The sequence below is a fragment of the Parasediminibacterium paludis genome (assembly GCF_042651445.1).
Taxonomy (GTDB): Bacteria; Bacteroidota; Bacteroidia; order Chitinophagales; family Chitinophagaceae; genus Parasediminibacterium; species Parasediminibacterium paludis.
The window spans coordinates 99532-117973 of record NZ_JBHSDC010000022.1 but is presented as its reverse complement, the minus strand read 5'-3'; the positions used below and the strand labels follow the sequence as shown (position 1 = coordinate 117973).

General features: G+C 36.4%; 10 protein-coding genes. 8 read left to right on the top strand and 2 right to left on the bottom strand.

All coding sequences use genetic code 11. The features are described from left to right. Window positions 1-120 precede the first annotated feature (120 nt). From ACFOW1_RS10875 to ACFOW1_RS10840, 8 genes are all read left to right on the top strand, one after another. A complete protein-coding gene (locus ACFOW1_RS10875) occupies window positions 121-1437 on the top strand; it encodes a TolC family protein (protein WP_379014234.1) in 1317 nt (438 codons plus the stop codon). 13 nt (window positions 1438-1450) lie between these two features. After that, window positions 1451-2560 (top strand): efflux RND transporter periplasmic adaptor subunit, encoded by a 1110-nt coding sequence (locus tag ACFOW1_RS10870; RefSeq protein WP_379014233.1) that lies wholly within the window; start codon window positions 1451-1453, stop codon window positions 2558-2560. Window positions 2561-2583: 23 nt separating this feature from the next. After that, window positions 2584-5748 carry an efflux RND transporter permease subunit gene (locus ACFOW1_RS10865; protein ID WP_379014232.1) on the top strand — a complete coding sequence of 1055 codons (3165 nt, stop codon included), beginning with the start codon at window positions 2584-2586 and terminating at the stop codon, window positions 5746-5748. 207 nt (window positions 5749-5955) lie between these two features. Further along, window positions 5956-6300, top strand: coding sequence for a hypothetical protein (locus ACFOW1_RS10860; RefSeq protein ID WP_379014230.1), 345 nt, complete (start codon window positions 5956-5958; stop codon window positions 6298-6300). A gap of 217 nt (window positions 6301-6517) precedes the next feature. Continuing rightward, the gene (locus ACFOW1_RS10855; protein WP_379014229.1) at window positions 6518-7810 is read left to right on the top strand and encodes a TolC family protein; all 1293 of its coding nucleotides are present in this window, start codon (window positions 6518-6520) and stop codon (window positions 7808-7810) included. 63 nt (window positions 7811-7873) lie between these two features. Continuing rightward, the gene (locus ACFOW1_RS10850; RefSeq protein ID WP_379014227.1) at window positions 7874-8980 is read left to right on the top strand and encodes an efflux RND transporter periplasmic adaptor subunit; all 1107 of its coding nucleotides are present in this window, start codon (window positions 7874-7876) and stop codon (window positions 8978-8980) included. Between the two features lie 69 nt (window positions 8981-9049). After that, window positions 9050-12190 (top strand): efflux RND transporter permease subunit, encoded by a 3141-nt coding sequence (locus ACFOW1_RS10845; RefSeq protein WP_379014225.1) that lies wholly within the window; start codon window positions 9050-9052, stop codon window positions 12188-12190. Between the two features lie 205 nt (window positions 12191-12395). Beyond that, window positions 12396-13088, top strand: coding sequence for a hypothetical protein (locus ACFOW1_RS10840; RefSeq protein WP_379014224.1), 693 nt, complete (start codon window positions 12396-12398; stop codon window positions 13086-13088). Window positions 13089-13919: 831 nt separating this feature from the next. Here the strand turns inward: ACFOW1_RS10840 and ACFOW1_RS10835 are convergent. After that, window positions 13920-17663 (bottom strand): sensor histidine kinase, encoded by a 3744-nt coding sequence (locus ACFOW1_RS10835; RefSeq protein WP_379014223.1) that lies wholly within the window; start codon window positions 17661-17663, stop codon window positions 13920-13922. After that, window positions 17660-18439, bottom strand: coding sequence for a nucleoside triphosphate pyrophosphohydrolase (gene mazG / locus ACFOW1_RS10830; RefSeq protein ID WP_379014222.1), 780 nt, complete (start codon window positions 18437-18439; stop codon window positions 17660-17662). The genes ACFOW1_RS10835 and mazG overlap by 4 nt, the downstream gene beginning before the upstream one ends. Between the last annotated feature and the right edge of the window lie 3 nt (window positions 18440-18442).

Sequence of the window (18442 nt, the reverse complement as noted above, 5' to 3'; positions counted from 1 at the left end):
TTGGCTACACTTGTATGCAATTATTTCATCTTACTTACGGCACAAAACATCACTATTTTATAACGATTCAGTCATTGGACTTTTATAATTAGAGTATTTGCTTATAATAAACATTATATGATGAACAAATTAATAAAATACGGATGGCAGAAAGGGCTTATTATATTAGTCTTTTGCAATGTAAATTTTTTACATGTAATAGCTCAGCCCGGCTTATTCCAGAAAGATTCTATACAAATTAGCTTAGATAGTGCAGAAACGATGTTTCTTAAACAAAATTTATTGGTACTGGCACAGAAATATAATATTGATGCACAAAAAGCATTGATTATACAAGCCAAATTATTGCCAAACCCAAATTTTTCTTTAAGCAGAGGACCGTTGATTCCATTACACGATGATCAATCAAATTATCCCAGTTCTAATTTCTTTAAGAACGCAGAAACTGCCGTATCTGTTTCTCAGTTAATTTTATTGGCAGGCAAAAGAAATAAGCAAATAAAAATTGCCGAGGCGAATGCTAAATTAGCAGAATATCAATTCTACGATTTGATTAGAACGCTAAAATACACATTAAGAACAGATTTTTTTACCATCTATTATCTGCAACAATCGGCAAGGGTATATGACAAGGAAATTGCTGCATTACAACAAGTTGTCAACGCTTTTAACCAACAAAATGGCAAAGGCTATATTTCAGAAAAAGAAGTCATACGTGTAAAAGCGCAGTTGTATAGCTTGCAAAGTGAATACAACGATCTTATTAACCAAATAAACGATACGGAAAGTGAGCTACGTTTGGTTTTACAGGCAAAAAACAGTTACATTATACCAGTAGTAGACAATAATAAAGTAATGGGGTTGCAGCCATCACAGTATTCTGTAAGTACACTTATCGATTCAGCTTATAAAAATAGAACCGACTTGTTAATGGCTAAGGCCAACACGGATATCAGCAAATTGAACTATAGCTATCAAAAGGCATTAGCAGTTCCCGATTTGACAGCTTCTTTAAGCTATGATAGACAGGGTAGCTATGCCCGCAACTTTAATTCGGGAGGTATTGCTATCGATCTTCCTTTTTTCAACAGAAACCAAGGTAATATTAAATCGGCCAAAATACAGATAGATGTGAATGCAACAACGCAAAAAAGCATTGAAGCAACTTTGGAAGAGCAAATAAATAGAGCCTTACTAAAAGCGTATGATAACAATAAATTGTTTCAAAAAATAGATCCGAAATTTTTAAAAGATTACGATAGGCTACTTAATGAAGTGCTTATCAACTACGAAAAAAGAAATCTCGGTTTATTAGATTTTTTAGATTTCTATGATTCTTACAAACAAAATGTTATTCAAATAAATACCCTGCAATCTAACTACGCCAATACATTTGAAGATTTAAACTTTTATACTGGCGCAAATTTTTTCAACTAAAATACTTTCAGACATGAATCACTCAGTTTTTTTAAAATCGGGCAAATACCTTGTTGTTCTTTTCTTTATAAATGTAGGATTGTTAAGCTGCAAAAGTCACCCAGAAAACGTGATTGCTGAAAAAGAGAAATATATTATACCAGACTCTTTGCAAAAAAGTATGCGTATAGATACCGTGAGCAAATGTCCATTGCTAAATGCGTTAACCTTAACTGGTAGTGTAGATTTTGACCAAGATCATCAAGTAAATATTTACCCATTAGTAAGTGGTAATATTCAAGATGTAAAAGTGCAAATTGGCGATTATGTAACTGCTGGTCAAACTTTGGCTATTATAAAAAGTAGTGAAATGGCAGGCTATAGCAATAATTTGATTGTAGCAGAAACCAATCTAACAGCCACAAAAAAACAATTAGATGCTGCTAAAGACCTGTTTGCTAGTGGACTTTCCTCTCAACTTGAGGTTACAGCCGCACAAGCCAATTACGACCAAGCAGTAGCGCAGTTGCAATTAGTGAAACGTGTTTTAAAAATTAATGGCAATAATACTCAGGGCGATTATGTGGTAAAAGCCCCTATTAGTGGTTTTATTGTGCAAAAAAATATTACCAATAATACGGCTATTAGAGCCGATAATGGAAATAGCATTTTTGCAATATCTGATTTAAAAAATGTGTGGATTCAGGCGAATGTGTATGAATCAAATATTGGGAATGTGCATTTAGGCGACGAGGTAAATATTACAACATTATCTTATCCTGGGAAGATATTCAAAGGCAAAGTGGATAAAATACTAAATGTGTTAGACCCTACTAACAAAGTAATGAAAGTACGAATTGTACTTCCAAATACAGATTATTCATTAAAGCCACAAATGTTTACAAGTGTAACCGTGTTAAGCAAAGAAAATCAACAAGCTATTTGTATTCCTTCCAGTGCCTTAATATTTGACCATAGCCAATATTATGTATTAAAATACCAAGGTAAAGGTGTTGCAGATATTACACCGGTGCAAGTATTAAGCACTTTAGGAGATAAGACCTACTTATTAGGTGGTGTAAAGGAAGGCGATATCATAATTGCTTCACAAGCTATCCTATTCTACGATGCATTAAATAACTAATTTTTACCTCATAAATCAATCCAATGATTAAGGTTATAAAAAACATTATAGGCTTCTCGCTAAAGAATAAATATTTCATCTTATTAGCTTCTTTAGCGTTAATTGTAACAGGTATTTTTACATTCAAAAATATGCCCATAGAGGCATTTCCGGATGTAACAAACACAGAGATTAGCATTATTACACAATGGCCAGGCAGAAGCGCCGAAGAAGTAGAAAAATTTGTTACTATTCCTATCGAAATTGCACTGAACCCAGTTCAGCAAAAAATAAGTTTACGCTCTACGTCTATATTTGGCTTGTCGTACGTAAAACTCATCTTTGATGATGATGTTAAAGACCCACAAGCAAGGCAACAAGTAATGAACCTGTTGCAAAATGCAACCCTTCCTAATAATATTCAGCCATCTGTACAACCTCCTACTGGCCCAACAGGTGAAATTTTTAGGTACAGTTTAAGAAGTACGGTAAGGGATGTTAGGGAATTAAAAACCATGCAAGACTGGATTATTGACAGAAAATTGCGTGCAGTACCAGGCGTGGGCGATATTGTAAGTTTTGGGGGTAAAACAAAAACTTACGAAATTAAAGTAGATCCAGGCAAGCTTACTTCTTTAGGTATTACCCCACTTGATGTATTTACAGCAGTACAAAAAACCAATATTAATATCGGGGGCGATATTATTATCCAAAACAACCAAGCTTATGTGGTGAGAGGTATTGGTTTACTCAACGACATCAACGAAATAAAAAATATTGTTATTCTTAATAATAATGGTATTCCTGTTTTAGTAAAAGACGTTGCAGAAGTAGCCATATCAAATGTACCACGTTTGGGTTGGGTAGCAAGAGCAGATGGTTTAAAAGATAATAAAGGAAAAAGGATCATTACCGATGATCCAGATGTGGTAGAAGCCATCGTATTAATGCGTAAAGGCGAAAATGCTTCTAAAGTGGTAGAAGCTGTAAAACAACAAATTGAAAAGCTGAATAATGTTGTCTTGCCATCAGACACTAAAATCGTGTCTTATTACGACAGGTCAGATTTGATAGAATATGCAACACATACGGTATTACATAATTTGATAGAGGGTATCTTATTGGTAACCTTGTTGGTATCCTTATTTATGTTTAACTGGCGTACCACATTGATTGTATCAATGATTATACCTATGGCGTTATTATTTGCATTTATCTGCCTGAGTTTAATGGGCATGAGTGCTAATTTATTGTCACTTGGTGCAGTAGATTTTGGTATTATTATAGACGGTGCCGTGGTGATGGTAGAAGGGATGTTTGTGATTCTAGACCATAAAGCCATGAATGTGGGTATGGAGCGGTTTAATAAACTTGCCAAATTTGGTCTTATCAAAAATAATGGTGCTCAATTAGGTAAAGCCATTTTCTTTGCCAAAGTCATCATTATCACTGGCTTATTACCAATCTTCGCTTTCCAAAAAGTAGAAGGTAAAATGTTCTCGCCTTTAGCTTACACGTTGGGTTTTGCGCTTTTAGGTGCATTAATTACAACACTTACTTTAGTACCTGTGCTAATTAGCTTACTATTAAAGAAGAACGTGCATGAAAAACACAATCCTTTTGTACACCACCTCACGGGTTTTATGCTTTTTGGTTTTAGTAAGGCCTACAAAGTAAGAAAAATATTAATACCAATATCACTTGTAATAATGGTATTGGGTATTTATTCCTTTAAATATTTGGGGTCTGAGTTTTTACCAGAATTAAACGAGGGTTCAATCTGGTTGCGTATCCAAACGCCTTACAGCATTTCACTCGATAAATCGGTAGAAGTATCGACAAAAGCTAGAAAAATATTAATACAATTTCCGCAAGTAAAATATTGTGTATCGCAAACTGGTAGACCAGATGACGGAACAGATGTTGCTGGTTTTTATAATAACGAATTTTCGGTAATGTTATATCCTGAATCTGAATGGGAACCAAAAATGTCTAAAGAGGAACTAATAGATTCGATGAACAAAAGTTTATCAGTAATTCCGGGCGTTAATCTCAATTTCTCGCAGCCGATTATGGACAATGTGGAAGAAGCTGTGTCGGGTGTAAAAGGATCTATTTGTGTGAAAGTTTATGGTGATTCCCTGAATTATATGGAATCGAAGATAGAAGAGGTGAATAAGATCATGAAAAAAATAAATGGTATTGAGGATTTGGGGGTAATACATAATATTGGCCAACCAGAATTAGACATTCAACTCAACCAACAAAAAATGGCTTTGTATGGCGTAGCAACTGCAGACGCCAACTCTGTAATCGCCATGGCTATTGGTGGTTTGGCAGCGTCAACCTTATATGAGGGCATTAAAACGTTCGATATTCGAATTCGCCTCCCAGAAGAATTTAGAAAAACACCAGAAGATATTGGTAATTTGTTAGTGCCTACACAAAGTGGGTCGAAAGTACCCATTAAAGAAATTGCATCTATTAGTCAAAAGACTGGCCCTTGCTTAATTTTTAGAGATGACAATGAAAGATATGCTGCTTTAAAATTCTCTGTAAGAGGACGTGACATGGGTAGCGCCATTGCCGAAGCACAAGACAAAGTAAACGCAGCGGTAAAATTAAAAAGAGGCTACAGAATGGCTTGGCAAGGCGATTTTGAAAATCAGAAAAGAGCAGAAGGCAGACTATTACAAGTGGTGCCAATAAGCTTACTCTTAATTTTCTTATTACTGTTTACCATGTTTGGCAACTTAAAAGATGCAGGCTTAGTGTTTTTGAATGTACCATTTGCCATTGTAGGTGGTTTATTTGCCTTACATATCACAGGTACTAATTTTAGTATATCGGCAGGTATTGGCTTTATTGCATTATTTGGTATTTGTATACAAGATGGGGTATTACTAATTACTGTTTTCAAACAAAATTTAGATAAAATAAAAGGACAAGCTGGTTCGCTTTATGGTGCCATCAAACTAGGTGTTAACTCTAGAATCAGACCAGTAATGATGACAGCAATGATGGCTGCTATCGGGCTTTTCCCTGCAGCTATTTCGCATGGTATTGGTTCAGAAAGTTCAAGACCATTAGCGAGGGTAGTAATTGGTGGTATTTTGTGTGCAATGATATTTTCTCTATGGGTATTCCCATTAATTTTTGCTTGGGCCTACCGTAATGTAAACAAAAAACCAGAAGGAAAAATTGATTAAACTATAAAATAAATGCTACTGAAGCATCAACTCGGTTTTTTTTGACGCAAGTTCAGTAATGAACGAAACGGGCTGCCATTTCCATGGTGGCCCCTTTTGTTATTATATTAATTTTAACGTATCACCATTGCAAATCCATGTATTTTGCAGACGTTCATAAATGAATTTGCGTTGAAACAACTATTTATCAAATACTTTTTGATAATAATGGCATGTCAAATACTAAGCCAAGGTATTGATACCATTATGTACACTCCTGTGTACAATGTCGATTACTTGGTGGATTACGATGATATTGACTCAATTGCTGACTATTTTACAGAAGCTACAACAAGCTGTAAAAACGGTTTCCCAAAAACTTCAAAGAAAGGAAATACCTCAGAACAATTACATCAAAATAGTAAACACACAATTACCAAGGTATTTGAGCCAATTATATTTTTAGTAGTGCCGAAACCATCCATTCCAAACATCCTTTTTGCTTATCCCTCCAATGAAAGGCATCATTTTCTTTTTGCAAAAGATATAATACCAGAACCGCCAAAGGCATAAGAGTTTTAGTCTCCTCCTTTTTTTGATCCGCATTGGTTGGTTGTATTATTTAACAACCACCTTACTATTATTAGCATTAATTACAATTTATTATACAGTGTTTACAGCTGCACTAGTAAGCTTCAATACATTTTTCAAAATAGAACAATAGGCTGCCCGCCCAAAATAGTAACAACTATTTCCTATTGACTATTATTCAATACATAAAAAATTCACTATGTCTAAAAAAATATTTAGGCCCATTTGTCTGAAATTACTACTAATAGTGACCTTCAGTTTCATAGTTAATGGTACACTTTTAGCACAAGCCGTTCAAGACACAATTAGGCTCAGCCTCCGAGAGGTAGAAAAAAGATTTGTAGATAGCAATTTTGTATTACTTGCCCAACATTACAATGTAGATGCACAAAAAGCATTAATTGAACAAGCCAAAGTATGGCAAAACCCAACGTTGAATACCGACTTTATGATTGGTGCCAATGGCAAGTTTTTAAATTATGGCAAGGATGCCAATGGTGACTATGTGGGTCAGTATTATGTACAGCTTCAGCAGCTAATTTTAACTGCAAAAAAGCGTGGAAAGCAAATAGCACTAGCAACTACTAATGCCAAGTTAAGCGAATTACAGTTGCAAGATGTAATGCGTAATTTACGTTATCAACTACATCAAGATTATTATCATATTCAGCAGCAATTGGCCTTGTTTGCTATTTATAATAATCAGGCGGTACAGCTAAACAAGCTCTTAAAAGGGATGGAAGCACAGTTAACTGCCGGCAATATTGCAAAAAAAGATTTTGTACGTGTACAAGCTTTAGTAGTATCGCTACAACAAGATATTGTTGACTTAACTAAAGATTTAGCTGATAATGAAGCAGATTTAAAAACCTTATTGCAGGTTACAAATCCTAATACATTTATTAAACCTAGTGAGGTTTTAAGTACTAGCATTCAACTACCCGAAAGCCTTGAAACACTCACTAGTATAGCACTAAAGAGCAATCCCTACTATTTGCTACAACAATCGCAAACAGTGTATCAGCAGCAAAATCTCACTTATCAAAAAGCGCTACAAACACCTGACATTACACTTGGACCAAACTTTGACCGCAATTCAAATTTTGCCCCTAACTATATCGGGCTTGGTGTATCGCTTCCAATACCCGTATTTAATAAAAATAAAGGCAATATTAAATCGGCAGAGGCAAATATTAAACAACAAAAAGCCATTACACAAAGTGCTGAAACCGAACTGCGCAATAATGTAGCAAATGCTTACAGAAAATTAATGCTAAGTATTAGCCAAAATAATGCTACACAAAAAGACTTCTATAATAGCTACACACTTATTTACAATAATATGGTTGAAAGCTATCAACAACGGCAAATCAATTTACTAGAATTTTTAGATTTTTTTAATGACTACTCCGATAGCCAGCAGAAACTTTTGCAGCAACAATTAAACCTACAATTGGCTAAAGAGGAATTGAATTATCATACCAATCAATGATAAATCTGATTGCAGTGTTAATAAAACGGTCATTACAATATATCAACAGAAAAAAATATTACCATGAAAAAAACAATTTATAAAGCAGGTATTTTACTAGTACTTACTACTAGTGCTTGTCACGAGACTAAAGCACCAGAAACAACCACCAAGCCATTTATTATTAGCGATAGTATGGCAAAAATGATAGCCATAGATACCGTTAAAAACCTTTTTCTTACAAGCACTATTACCTTAAGCGGCGAAGTAAGTTTTAACGAAAACACGATTAACAAAGTGTTTCCGCGTAGCAGTGGTCAGGTGATTGAATGCAAGGTAAGTCTTGGCGATAAAGTAACGCAAGGTCAAGTACTTGTCATTATTCGCAGTGCAGATGTGGCTGGCAGCTATGCAGATTTAACCAGTGCCAATGCCGATATAAATATTGCCAAAAGACAACTTGACAATACGCAAAACTTATTTACCAATGGTATTGCAAGCGAGCGTGAATTAAATGAAGCAAAGCAGAATTACGAAAAAGCTAAAGCCGTTAAAAGCAAACTAGAAAGCACTTTAGCCATTAATGGTGGCAAAAACACCAATGCAGGCGGTACTTACACGCTTAACTCACCTATTAATGGTTACATAGTTGAGAAAAAAGTAAATGCCGGCAATTTTATACGACCTGATATGGGCGATTATTTATTTACCATTTCTGATTTAAAAGACGTGTGGATATATGCTAATGTATTTGAAGATGATATTGCTAAAGTGAAAGAAGGTAATACTGCTGAGGTGAAAACCTTAGCTTATCCTAATAAAATATTTACAGGTAAAATAGATAAAATAAGCGAAGTGCTAGACCCTACCAGCAAAGCCTTGAAAATAAGAATACGATTGGATAATGCAGGTGGCTTATTAAAACCAGAAATGTTTGCCAAAGTAATTATTAGCAACCAAGAAAACACGCAGTCGCTTAGTTTACCTACCAAAGCTTTAATAGACCAAGATGGTAAAAGCTTTGTGGTGGTATACAACAGTAATACTGACTTAAAAATTGCAGAAGTAACTGTTATAAAAACTGTAGGCGATAAAACCTATATCAGTGGTAGTGTAAAAGACGGTGATAAATTGATAGTAACCAATCAATTACTGGTGTTTCAGCAATTACTAAATACAACAACCCCTTAATGGCTGACATCTATCATTAGCAGTGCTTATGTTTTTGCACTTATTAATCACCCTATTATTTAATTTAAGATGAACAAGTTTATAAAAGCTATCATACACTTTTCACTTCGCCACAGAGCCTTGGTATTTTTTCTTACCTTGGTAATGGGCGTTATTGGATTTGTGAGCTATAAAAATACACCCATAGAAACCTTTCCTGATGTAACTAATACGCAAATTATCATCATTACGCAGTGGCCTGGCCGCAGTGCTGAAGAGGTAGAAAAATTTATTACAGTTCCACTAGAAACGGCATTAACATCGGTTCAAAAAAAGAGCAACCTACGTACTACCTCCTCTTTTGGCTTAAGCTATGTACGTATTATTTTTGATGATGGCGTAGATGATGCTTTTGGTAGACAACAAGTATTAAGTCGCCTTGGCAATGTAGATTTACCCGATGGCCTAAAACCAGAATTAGAGCCGCCTTATGGTCCTACTGGCGAAATTTATCGCTATACATTAAGTAGCAAAACACGTAACATAAGAGAACTTTACACCATTCAAGATTGGGTGCTTGACAAAGAATTTAAACGTGTACCAGGTGTGGCAGATGTGAACAGTTTTGGTGGCGAAGAGAGGAGCTTTGAAGTAAGTGTCAATCCCAATTTATTAACGAAATATAGCCTATCATCTTTAGATGTATTCAATGCCATTAATAAAAGCAATATTAATGTAGGTGGCGATGTTATTGAACGTAATGGGCAAGCTTATGTAGTGCGTGGTATTGGCTTGCTTAACAATATCAATGAAATACAAAATATTATTGTTACCAAAATTAGTGGTGTACCCGTTTTGGTACGTAACCTGGCCGAAGTAAAAGAAACGGGTAAACCCAGACTTGGCCTAGTATCTAAAGACACGACAAGCGATATTATTGAAGGTATTGTGGTAATGCGAAAAGGCGAAAACCCAACCGAAGTATTAGATAAAATTCATGAGAAAGTAAAAGAAATTAACGAAGATATTTTACCGAAAGATGTAAAACTAGTGCCATTTTACGACCGTACCACCCTGATGGATTTTGCAACGCACACCGTTATACACAACCTTATTGAAGGTATTGTATTGGTTACTTGCATTGTACTGTTGTTTATGGCCGACTGGCGTACAACCGTTACCGTAAGCATTATCATCCCACTATCGCTACTATTTGCGTTTATGTGTATGCGTTTAAAAGGCATGACGGCCAACTTGTTATCGATGGGGGCGATAGATTTTGGTATCATCATAGACGGTGCCGTGGTAATGGTTGAGGGCTTATTTGTAGCACTAGACCATAAAGCCAAAGAAGTAGGTATGGAGAAGTTTAATAAACTTGCCAAGCTAGGCCTATTTAAAAATGTAGGTACAGAAATGGGTAAAGCCATCTTCTTCTCTAAAATCATCATCATTACTTGCTTAATACCCATTTTCGCTTTCCAAAAAGTTGAGGGCAAAATGTTCTCGCCACTAGCTTATACACTCAGCTTTGCATTACTTGGGGCACTTATTTTTACCTTAACATTGGTACCTGCGCTATCTAGTATTTTGCTACGCAAAAATGTTCGTGAAAAACACAATCCTATCGTAAGCTTTTTTGAAAACGGGGTTAAATACTTATTTGAAAAAGCCTTTAAAGTACCAAAGCTGAGTGTACTAATAGCAGTAATTATAATGGCATTAAGCTTTTTCTCTGCTAAGTTTTTAGGTAGCGAATTTTTACCCGAATTAGATGAGGGTGCTTTGTGGGTAAAATCGCAATTGCCTATGAGCGCCTCACTATCGCAATCAAAAGCCATTTCAGATAAAATGACAGAAATGATTCGCAAGTTTCCTGAGGTAAAACATACGCTTGCCCAAATAGGTAGAACCAATGATGGTACAGACCCTAAAGGCTTTTTTAACGTAGAAATAGCGGTAGACTTAAAGCCAAAAGACGAGTGGCGCAAAGGCATTACTACAGACATGCTTGTAGATAGTATGGACCGACAATTGAGTAAAATTCCAGGTTTGTTACTCAACTACTCGCAGCCAATTAGGGATAATGTGGAGGAAGCGGTGGCTGGTGTACCCGCATCGCTTGCGGTAAAAATATTTGGCAAAGACTTTAAAGTACTTGATAGCCTTGCCAACCAAGTGCAAGCCACCTTGGGCAAAATACAAGGTATTGAAGACTTAGGCGTATTGCGAAATCTTGGTCAGCCAGAGTTTAGAATAGAACTAAACCAAGAAAAAATGGCCTTGTACGGCGTAAGCGTAGCCGATGCACAATCTGTAATAGAAATGGCCATTGGCGGTAAAGCAGCTACACAATTGTATGAAGGGGAACGCAAATTTGATATTAGAATACGCTATCAAAAAGAATTTAGAGACTCGGAGGACAAGATAGAACAACTGATGATTCCTACACAGGATAGCAGCAAAATACCGCTGAAAGAAATTGCAGATATTAGAACCCTTACAGGCCCTGCTTTTGTGTATAGAGATAATAACAGCCGCTATATACCTGTAAAATTCTCTGTACGCGGTAGAGATTTAGGCAGTACCATAGCAGAAGCACATGAAAAAGTAAACGCTGCGGTAAAACTACCCCATGGTTACAAGCTTAGCTGGAACGGTGAGTTTGAAAACCAACAAAGAGCGGTAAATACCTTAGCTAATGTAGTACCACTTTGTTTGCTAGCTATTTTCTTAATCTTATTTATCACGTTTGGCAATGTAAAAGATGCGCTACTCACCATTATCAATGTGCCGTTTGCGCTCATTGGTGGTATACTAGCGCTTCACATTACAGGCATCAACTTTAGTATTAGTGCTGGCATTGGGTTTATTGCCTTGTTTGGAGTGTGTATTCAAAACGGGGTGATATTAATAAGTGTGTTTCGGAAAAATTTGAGTGCCAAAATGCCGTTCCATGAAGCCATATTACAAGGGGTTATTTCTAGGGTACGCCCAGTAGTAATGACGGCTTTAATGGCAGCCATTGGGCTATTGCCAGCGGCAATATCTACAGGTATTGGAAGTGAAACACAAAAACCACTAGCCATTGTAGTAATTGGTGGGTTAATTACCTCTACTATATTAACACTTCTAATATTGCCAATCATTTATACATTGGTGTACAATATGATGCACAAACGAGATAATAGACAGCTACTAAAGCAAACAGGGCTAGTTTCTCGTTCTTAAACTCGGTTTTTTTTACGCAAGTTTAGTAATGAATAGAACGGGCTGCCATTTCCATGGCAGCCCGTTCTATTCATTAAATAAGCGAAAACATATTATACTTAGTTTGTTCACACGAAACCTTTAATATGTGGATAAATATAATAAAGCAGTATATATATTTTAAGCCAGCTTTTTTACATTGCAATTAAATAAAATTTAACCAATTATGGAAGCGTCAAAAACAACACCCACAACACCAACAGTACCGAAGCCACAAAGTAATTACCAAGACATTGTGCACTATTTAGCAGCCTGTAAAACAGCATTAAAAAATGCTGCACTACCAGCAATAGCGCCTAAGCTATTGGGCATAGGCTATACACCTGCAATAATTGGTGCCAAACTGCAAGAGGTAGCAACTTTAGAAACGCTACACGAACAGCAGAAAAAAGAGTACGGTGAACAATACAAAGCCACTGTTACCTATTCGGCTAAAGAAAATGCCCTACATGAGACCTATTCAAAAAACCTAACCATTTCAAGGGTGGTATTTAAAAACGATGTAGCGGCACAAGTAGCTTTAGGTTTACCGGGTGAGCGTAAAAAAAGTAAAAGCGGCTTTCAAGCCCAAGCCTTACAGTTTTATAATGGCGTATTAAAAAATGCAGATTATCAAACAGCATTAGCCATAAGAGGCATTACAGAAGCCATATTAACCGCTCAAAAAACAGGATTTGAAGGCTTGTCTGACTTAGCAGCTAGCCAAAAGAAAGAAACTGGCGAGGCGCAGGCAGCTACTAAAAAACGTGATATGGCGCTAGATGCCTTTGCAGATTGGATGAGTGACTTTAAGAAAATGGCCATTGTAGCCCTTAGCGACAGCCCACAATTACGTGAACAGCTCGGTTGGAAAGAATAAAGTGCTAAAAAACAGTATGCCCCCTAACAATAAAAGCCCAATTTGCTATTGCAATGCGGGCTTTTTTTGAAAAAAACTGTCGAGAAACAGACGCTAACCCGTTTCTTAGAGCCTCTCACCCATTTCTTTATGCCTCTCAATCATTTCTAGGTGACCCTCGATCATTTCTGAGTGCCTCTTGCCCATTTTTTGATGCCCCTCACCCATTTCTGAGTGACCCTCAGTTGTTTTTTGGTGCCTCTCAACCATTTTCGAGTGATCCTTAGCCATTTTTGGATGACCCCTGCCTTTATTTTCTAAACCTGTAGATTTTTACTTTTTAAAAGCCCAACTCGTTCACCATTGGTTGTAGTTCAGTAAGGGCTTTACAAGCTTATTCAAATAGTTTAAAGTTTATTGGCATATAATCGCCACTAACATTGCGGCTTGTAGTGCTTTGTGTACTGATAATATGCTACATCTGCCCAATTTAATGTCAGTTCTTCAGGTACTGCTTTTACATCGGTATGCGCAAAATAGACTTGCCATTGTTTTTACCTTCGGGTAATAGGCTTGCGATAAAACTGACAGGTCTTTAAGACCTGTTAAGTTTTGTTAATACTGACCCATTTTTTAGAGATCTTGAAATTTCGGAAACCTTCAAAGTCTGCGAGGTACATTATATATTAAACTGCAATATATTGCACCCCTTCAGCAAGCTAACACCCCTCTGATGAGGGGACTTATTAGCTGCCAATCTAGCCCTGATTCGATAGCTATCTGGTGGTGAGGACTAATAACCAAAAGCTGAACTGCCGATTGGCTAAGTACAAAAAGATGCGTTATCGAAATCTAAACATTCGCTAAAGGCAAGCTTACCGTAAACGTGGTACCTACATTAGCTTCGGTGCTAAATTCTATGGTGCCATTGATATTTTCTACAATACCCTTGCAAATGGCCAAACCTAAGCCCGTACCTGAGGTTTTGGTAGTAAAATTGGGGGTAAATATGCGGCTTTGCATAGCTTCGGGTATGCCTTTGCCATTGTCTGTAATACTAATTACCACCGTTTTTGCTTGCTGCTGTTGTACAATGGTTATGATTGGTTTGCGGGTTTCGTTTTCATCGCCCACCGCCTCTATTGCGTTTTTAATCAAATTGGTAAATAGGCGATTTAGTTGGGTTTTGTCAGCAGTTACTAAGCTAGCAAGTGCATGCTGATAATGAATGGTAACCCCCTCACTGTGGTGATACAAAGCTATAACCGAACTAAGTACGTCGGCTATATCGAAGGTGTCTAGCTTCACATTGTTAATATTGGCAAACTGTGAGAAATCGCCTGCAATTTTAGCCAATTGATCTATCTGTTCTACTAAGGTGGTGGCTACTTTTTTGGAGAGTTCTTTACTATTGGCAGCGTCAGCATCTATGGCTCTAAGTAAGTATTGTATACTTAGTTTCATAGGTGTGAGCGGGTTTTTAATTTCATGTGCTACCTGCCTTGCCATTTCTCGCCACGCACCTTCCCGCTCGCTACGAGCAAGCGCTACAGCACTTTGTTCTAGCTTCTGCACCATGGCATTATATTCGTTTACTAATGGCGCTATCTCATCATTTCTGTGCCAAGTAATAACCTCATTGTGTTGCGATAAGTTCACTTGTTGCATTTTATCGGCAATGGCTTTAAAGGCAGATACAATACGCTCAGTAAGCAAAAAAGCAATAGCGCCAGCTAGTAAAAATACAAAGGCATTTAAATTAATGAGTGTTGCTATAAAGTTAGAAATCTCTTGCGTCAACTCTATTTGCGAGTTTAAATAAGGAATATTGATATAGCCAAAAGCATGGCCTTCCTCATCAAAAATAGGGATGTAAATACTGATATATTTCAGGTTGCCAATATACTCTGTCTGTACAAAACGGCTGGCTTTGTTGTAATGCAAAGCATCAAAAGCCATCGGGTTCATTTGATAACTTAATAGCGATTTGTTGTAGATATAAGGTTGTGTAGTGGCTTTAAGCGAACCATTGGCTGTAAACAAATTAATATCTACATTATACACTTCCGATACTTCGGTTATTTTATGTTCAAGGTCGTTTACATACCCTACATCATATAAGGTAAGCACATCATCCAAAAATAATTGGGTGCGAATTTCTTTCACCTTGCTTTCAATTTCGTTGCCTATTAATTGTATGGTTTTGCTAAGCCTTGCTTCGTTGGTTTTATTAAACCGACTAATGAAAAACGAAATAGTAGCTACGCCTACTACTACGAAGGAAAATAAGCTAACAAAGATGATAGTGGTATGTATTTGGGAGCGAATATTGGCTTGCAACAATTGCTTAAGCGTGAGTTTCGAAAAATCTGTTCGCAGCAAATAACTACCTGCATGAAAACTCACTACTAATATTAAAAAAGTAAAAAATAAGTAGGCGAATAAGGTAGCTACTTCTATCAAGCCAGGGTCTTGCCTAGCAATAATAATAGACTTAGCATTGCCCGCATTGTACCAAAGCTCGGTATAATCGGGGGCTGTAATTTTTTTGTATTCAAATGGTGTTAATGCTTTGCTGCTTATTTGTGTCGGAAAATCGTAGTCGTTAAGCTTGTTTACTATCCTCCCGTTGATATACACAGCATAAGCATAATTGGTATTTAAGTCGATATTTAAATCTTGTACCTGTTTGAATAATTCTGGATACAAGGCTTCGCTTTTATAACGTTTAGGCTTTACTACTACAAAAAAATAGCCGAGCTTCACACCTTTGTTTTCTATTATTTTTTCGAATAAATAATTAACTTGATCGGCATTTTGGTAGGTATATAAATCTGGCATACTGCCAGTTTTGCCTTTAGTAACTTCAATAGTTTTTAAGATAGCATAAGTGGTAGAATCATCGTTGTATAAAGGATGGTACAAGCTATCAAAGGTGTAAATACGCGTATCAAATTTATTGAGGTAACCAGAAAAATTTTGCCCTAGCAAGCTATCTTTCAAAAATTTATTGGCGTACTCAGATTGAAAACGATGAAAATTTGTAGCAAGGCTTTTATTATCAAAATTAGCCATCGCTATGGCCAATAAATTTTCGCCATTGGGGTCGCTTTGATAGGACAATCGCTCTGCCATTTTTTTACGTTGCTCCCACTCTACGATTTTGTTTTGCGAACTTACCAAAACAGTGCAGGAAGCAGCTAACCACATCATCCAAAAAATAAAAAAAGAAGATTTTAATAGTGGTAAATGGATATCGCTACTACGCCAATAAACCAATACCATATAGAACAGCAACCAAGCCAATATGGCTAAATGCATGGCGGTTTTGTTGCTACCAACGGTAAATGATAAATATAAAAAACCTGCTACAAGTACTACCAACAATTGCTGCCAAAGTGGTAATTGACTTCTAAGAACGGGCCTTAATAAAATGTGCGATAAGTGATAAAAAGCAAGCGCTAAGAAACCCAAAATAATAAAACTAATTACGCTATAGATGTCTAAACTAAAGAAGTTGGTAACATCGAATGAGATTTTAGAATCTGCTACAATACTGGTAATAATATTGGCTGTAAGTAAAGTAACAGCCAGCAGTAAAATTAAGTTAACAAATATTGTCCATTTAGGTACTTGTGTTTTTTTACGCTCATCTGGATTATTAAATTTATAAAAGCCAATCAGCCAAAAGGCTAGCATACTATTAATTAACAAATGGCCTAGAGATGGATGTAACTTATTAGACGCATAAACCGACGGATCGAACAAGCCAAGTTTAGCATACTGAAATGGAAAAGGCAATATATAAGTGAGCAAACGCAGCACTATCACTGTAAATACTAGCGCAGTAAAACCTTTTGCAAAGCCTTTGTCTTTAACTAATTGCAGGCTCACACTATTTAACGCAATCACAAAAAGTAATACCGCCAATGTTCGGAGTAAAATAGTCGCCAAATCGTAGGTGATAAAATAATCGCTTTGCTTAGGTGAAATTTTAAAAATGGCTTGTCCACTACTATTATGAACTGCATAAGCCCCCGCATCGTTCCTTATATCGTATTGAGCATCTAAATCGCTAAAGCCATCAAAATTGGTGTGTAAATATTTATTCTCAATAAAATAATGCCATCGAATAGGTATTACCGCATAGCTTAAAATAGTTTGCCCATTAAAACGCACCGTTTTTTTAACGACTTCAAAATTGCCATTTTGATTAGTAATAAAATAGCTGCCATCGCGTTGTGGCAAATTCTGGTTTGGTAAATAGTATTGGTTACTATTCCAATACGTTAAAATAGGATGACCAACATCGTTCAGCACATTTACAAACAATCCAAAAGGCAGTTTTTGTAATTGCGAAATATTAGGTGTAAGCGTATCTTTTGTAAGCAACGATAATAAAGCAGTATCGTTGTAAATTTTATCAAACGTTAGTTCATGCTTAGCTAGCTTAGCTTCGAGTTGTTTTACAACTTGCTTGGGTGCTGCACGATAAATTAAAAAAGCTGTAACCAAAATAGAAGCCACATACAAACACAAAGCTGTAATTAGCAAACGTTTATTGAGCGCAAAAGCTGTGCGTAATGATTGGGTCAAGCGTTTTTATTTAAGCGTTTTACTTCGTTCCAAATATCGTCCATTTCACCTAAAGTCATGTCCTGCAAGGCTTTGCCGCGTTCGTTGGCTATGGCTTCAATTTGTTGAAAGCGGTACATAAATTTTTTATTGGTCTTTTCTAAAGCACCTTCGGCATCTACCTTCAAAAACCGTGCATAATTGATAAGGCTAAATAGCACATCGCCAAATTCTTCCTCTATGTGCGCTTGATTATCTTCAGCAATGGCTTCTTGTAGCTCGCTTATTTCTTCTTGTACTTTTTTAAATACGTCTTCTTTGTTTTCCCATTCAAAACCTACTTGCTTAGCTTTTTCTTGAATACGTGTCGCTTTTACCACTGCGGGTAATGCTTTTGGCACGCCACTTAAAACGCTTTTTTTGTTATTGGTTTTAAGTTTTATTTGTTCCCAATTGCGCTTTACATCTTCTTCATTTTCTACTGTTACATCGCCATAAATATGCGGGTGGCGTATAATGAGTTTTTCGCTAATGCCATCAATTACTTCTTGTAAAGTAAATTGGTTTTGTTCGCTACCAATTTTTGCATAAAATAAAATGTGCAACAGTACATCACCTAGTTCTTCTTTGATGCCTTTAAAATCTTGATCGGTAATCGCATCAGCAAGCTCATAGGTTTCTTCTAAGGTTAATGGACGTAAAGTATCTATGGTTTGTTTTTTATCCCAAGGGCACTTGGCTCTTAGGTCATCCATGATACCAACCAATTTTAAAAAACTATCTGATAATGTAGGCATTGT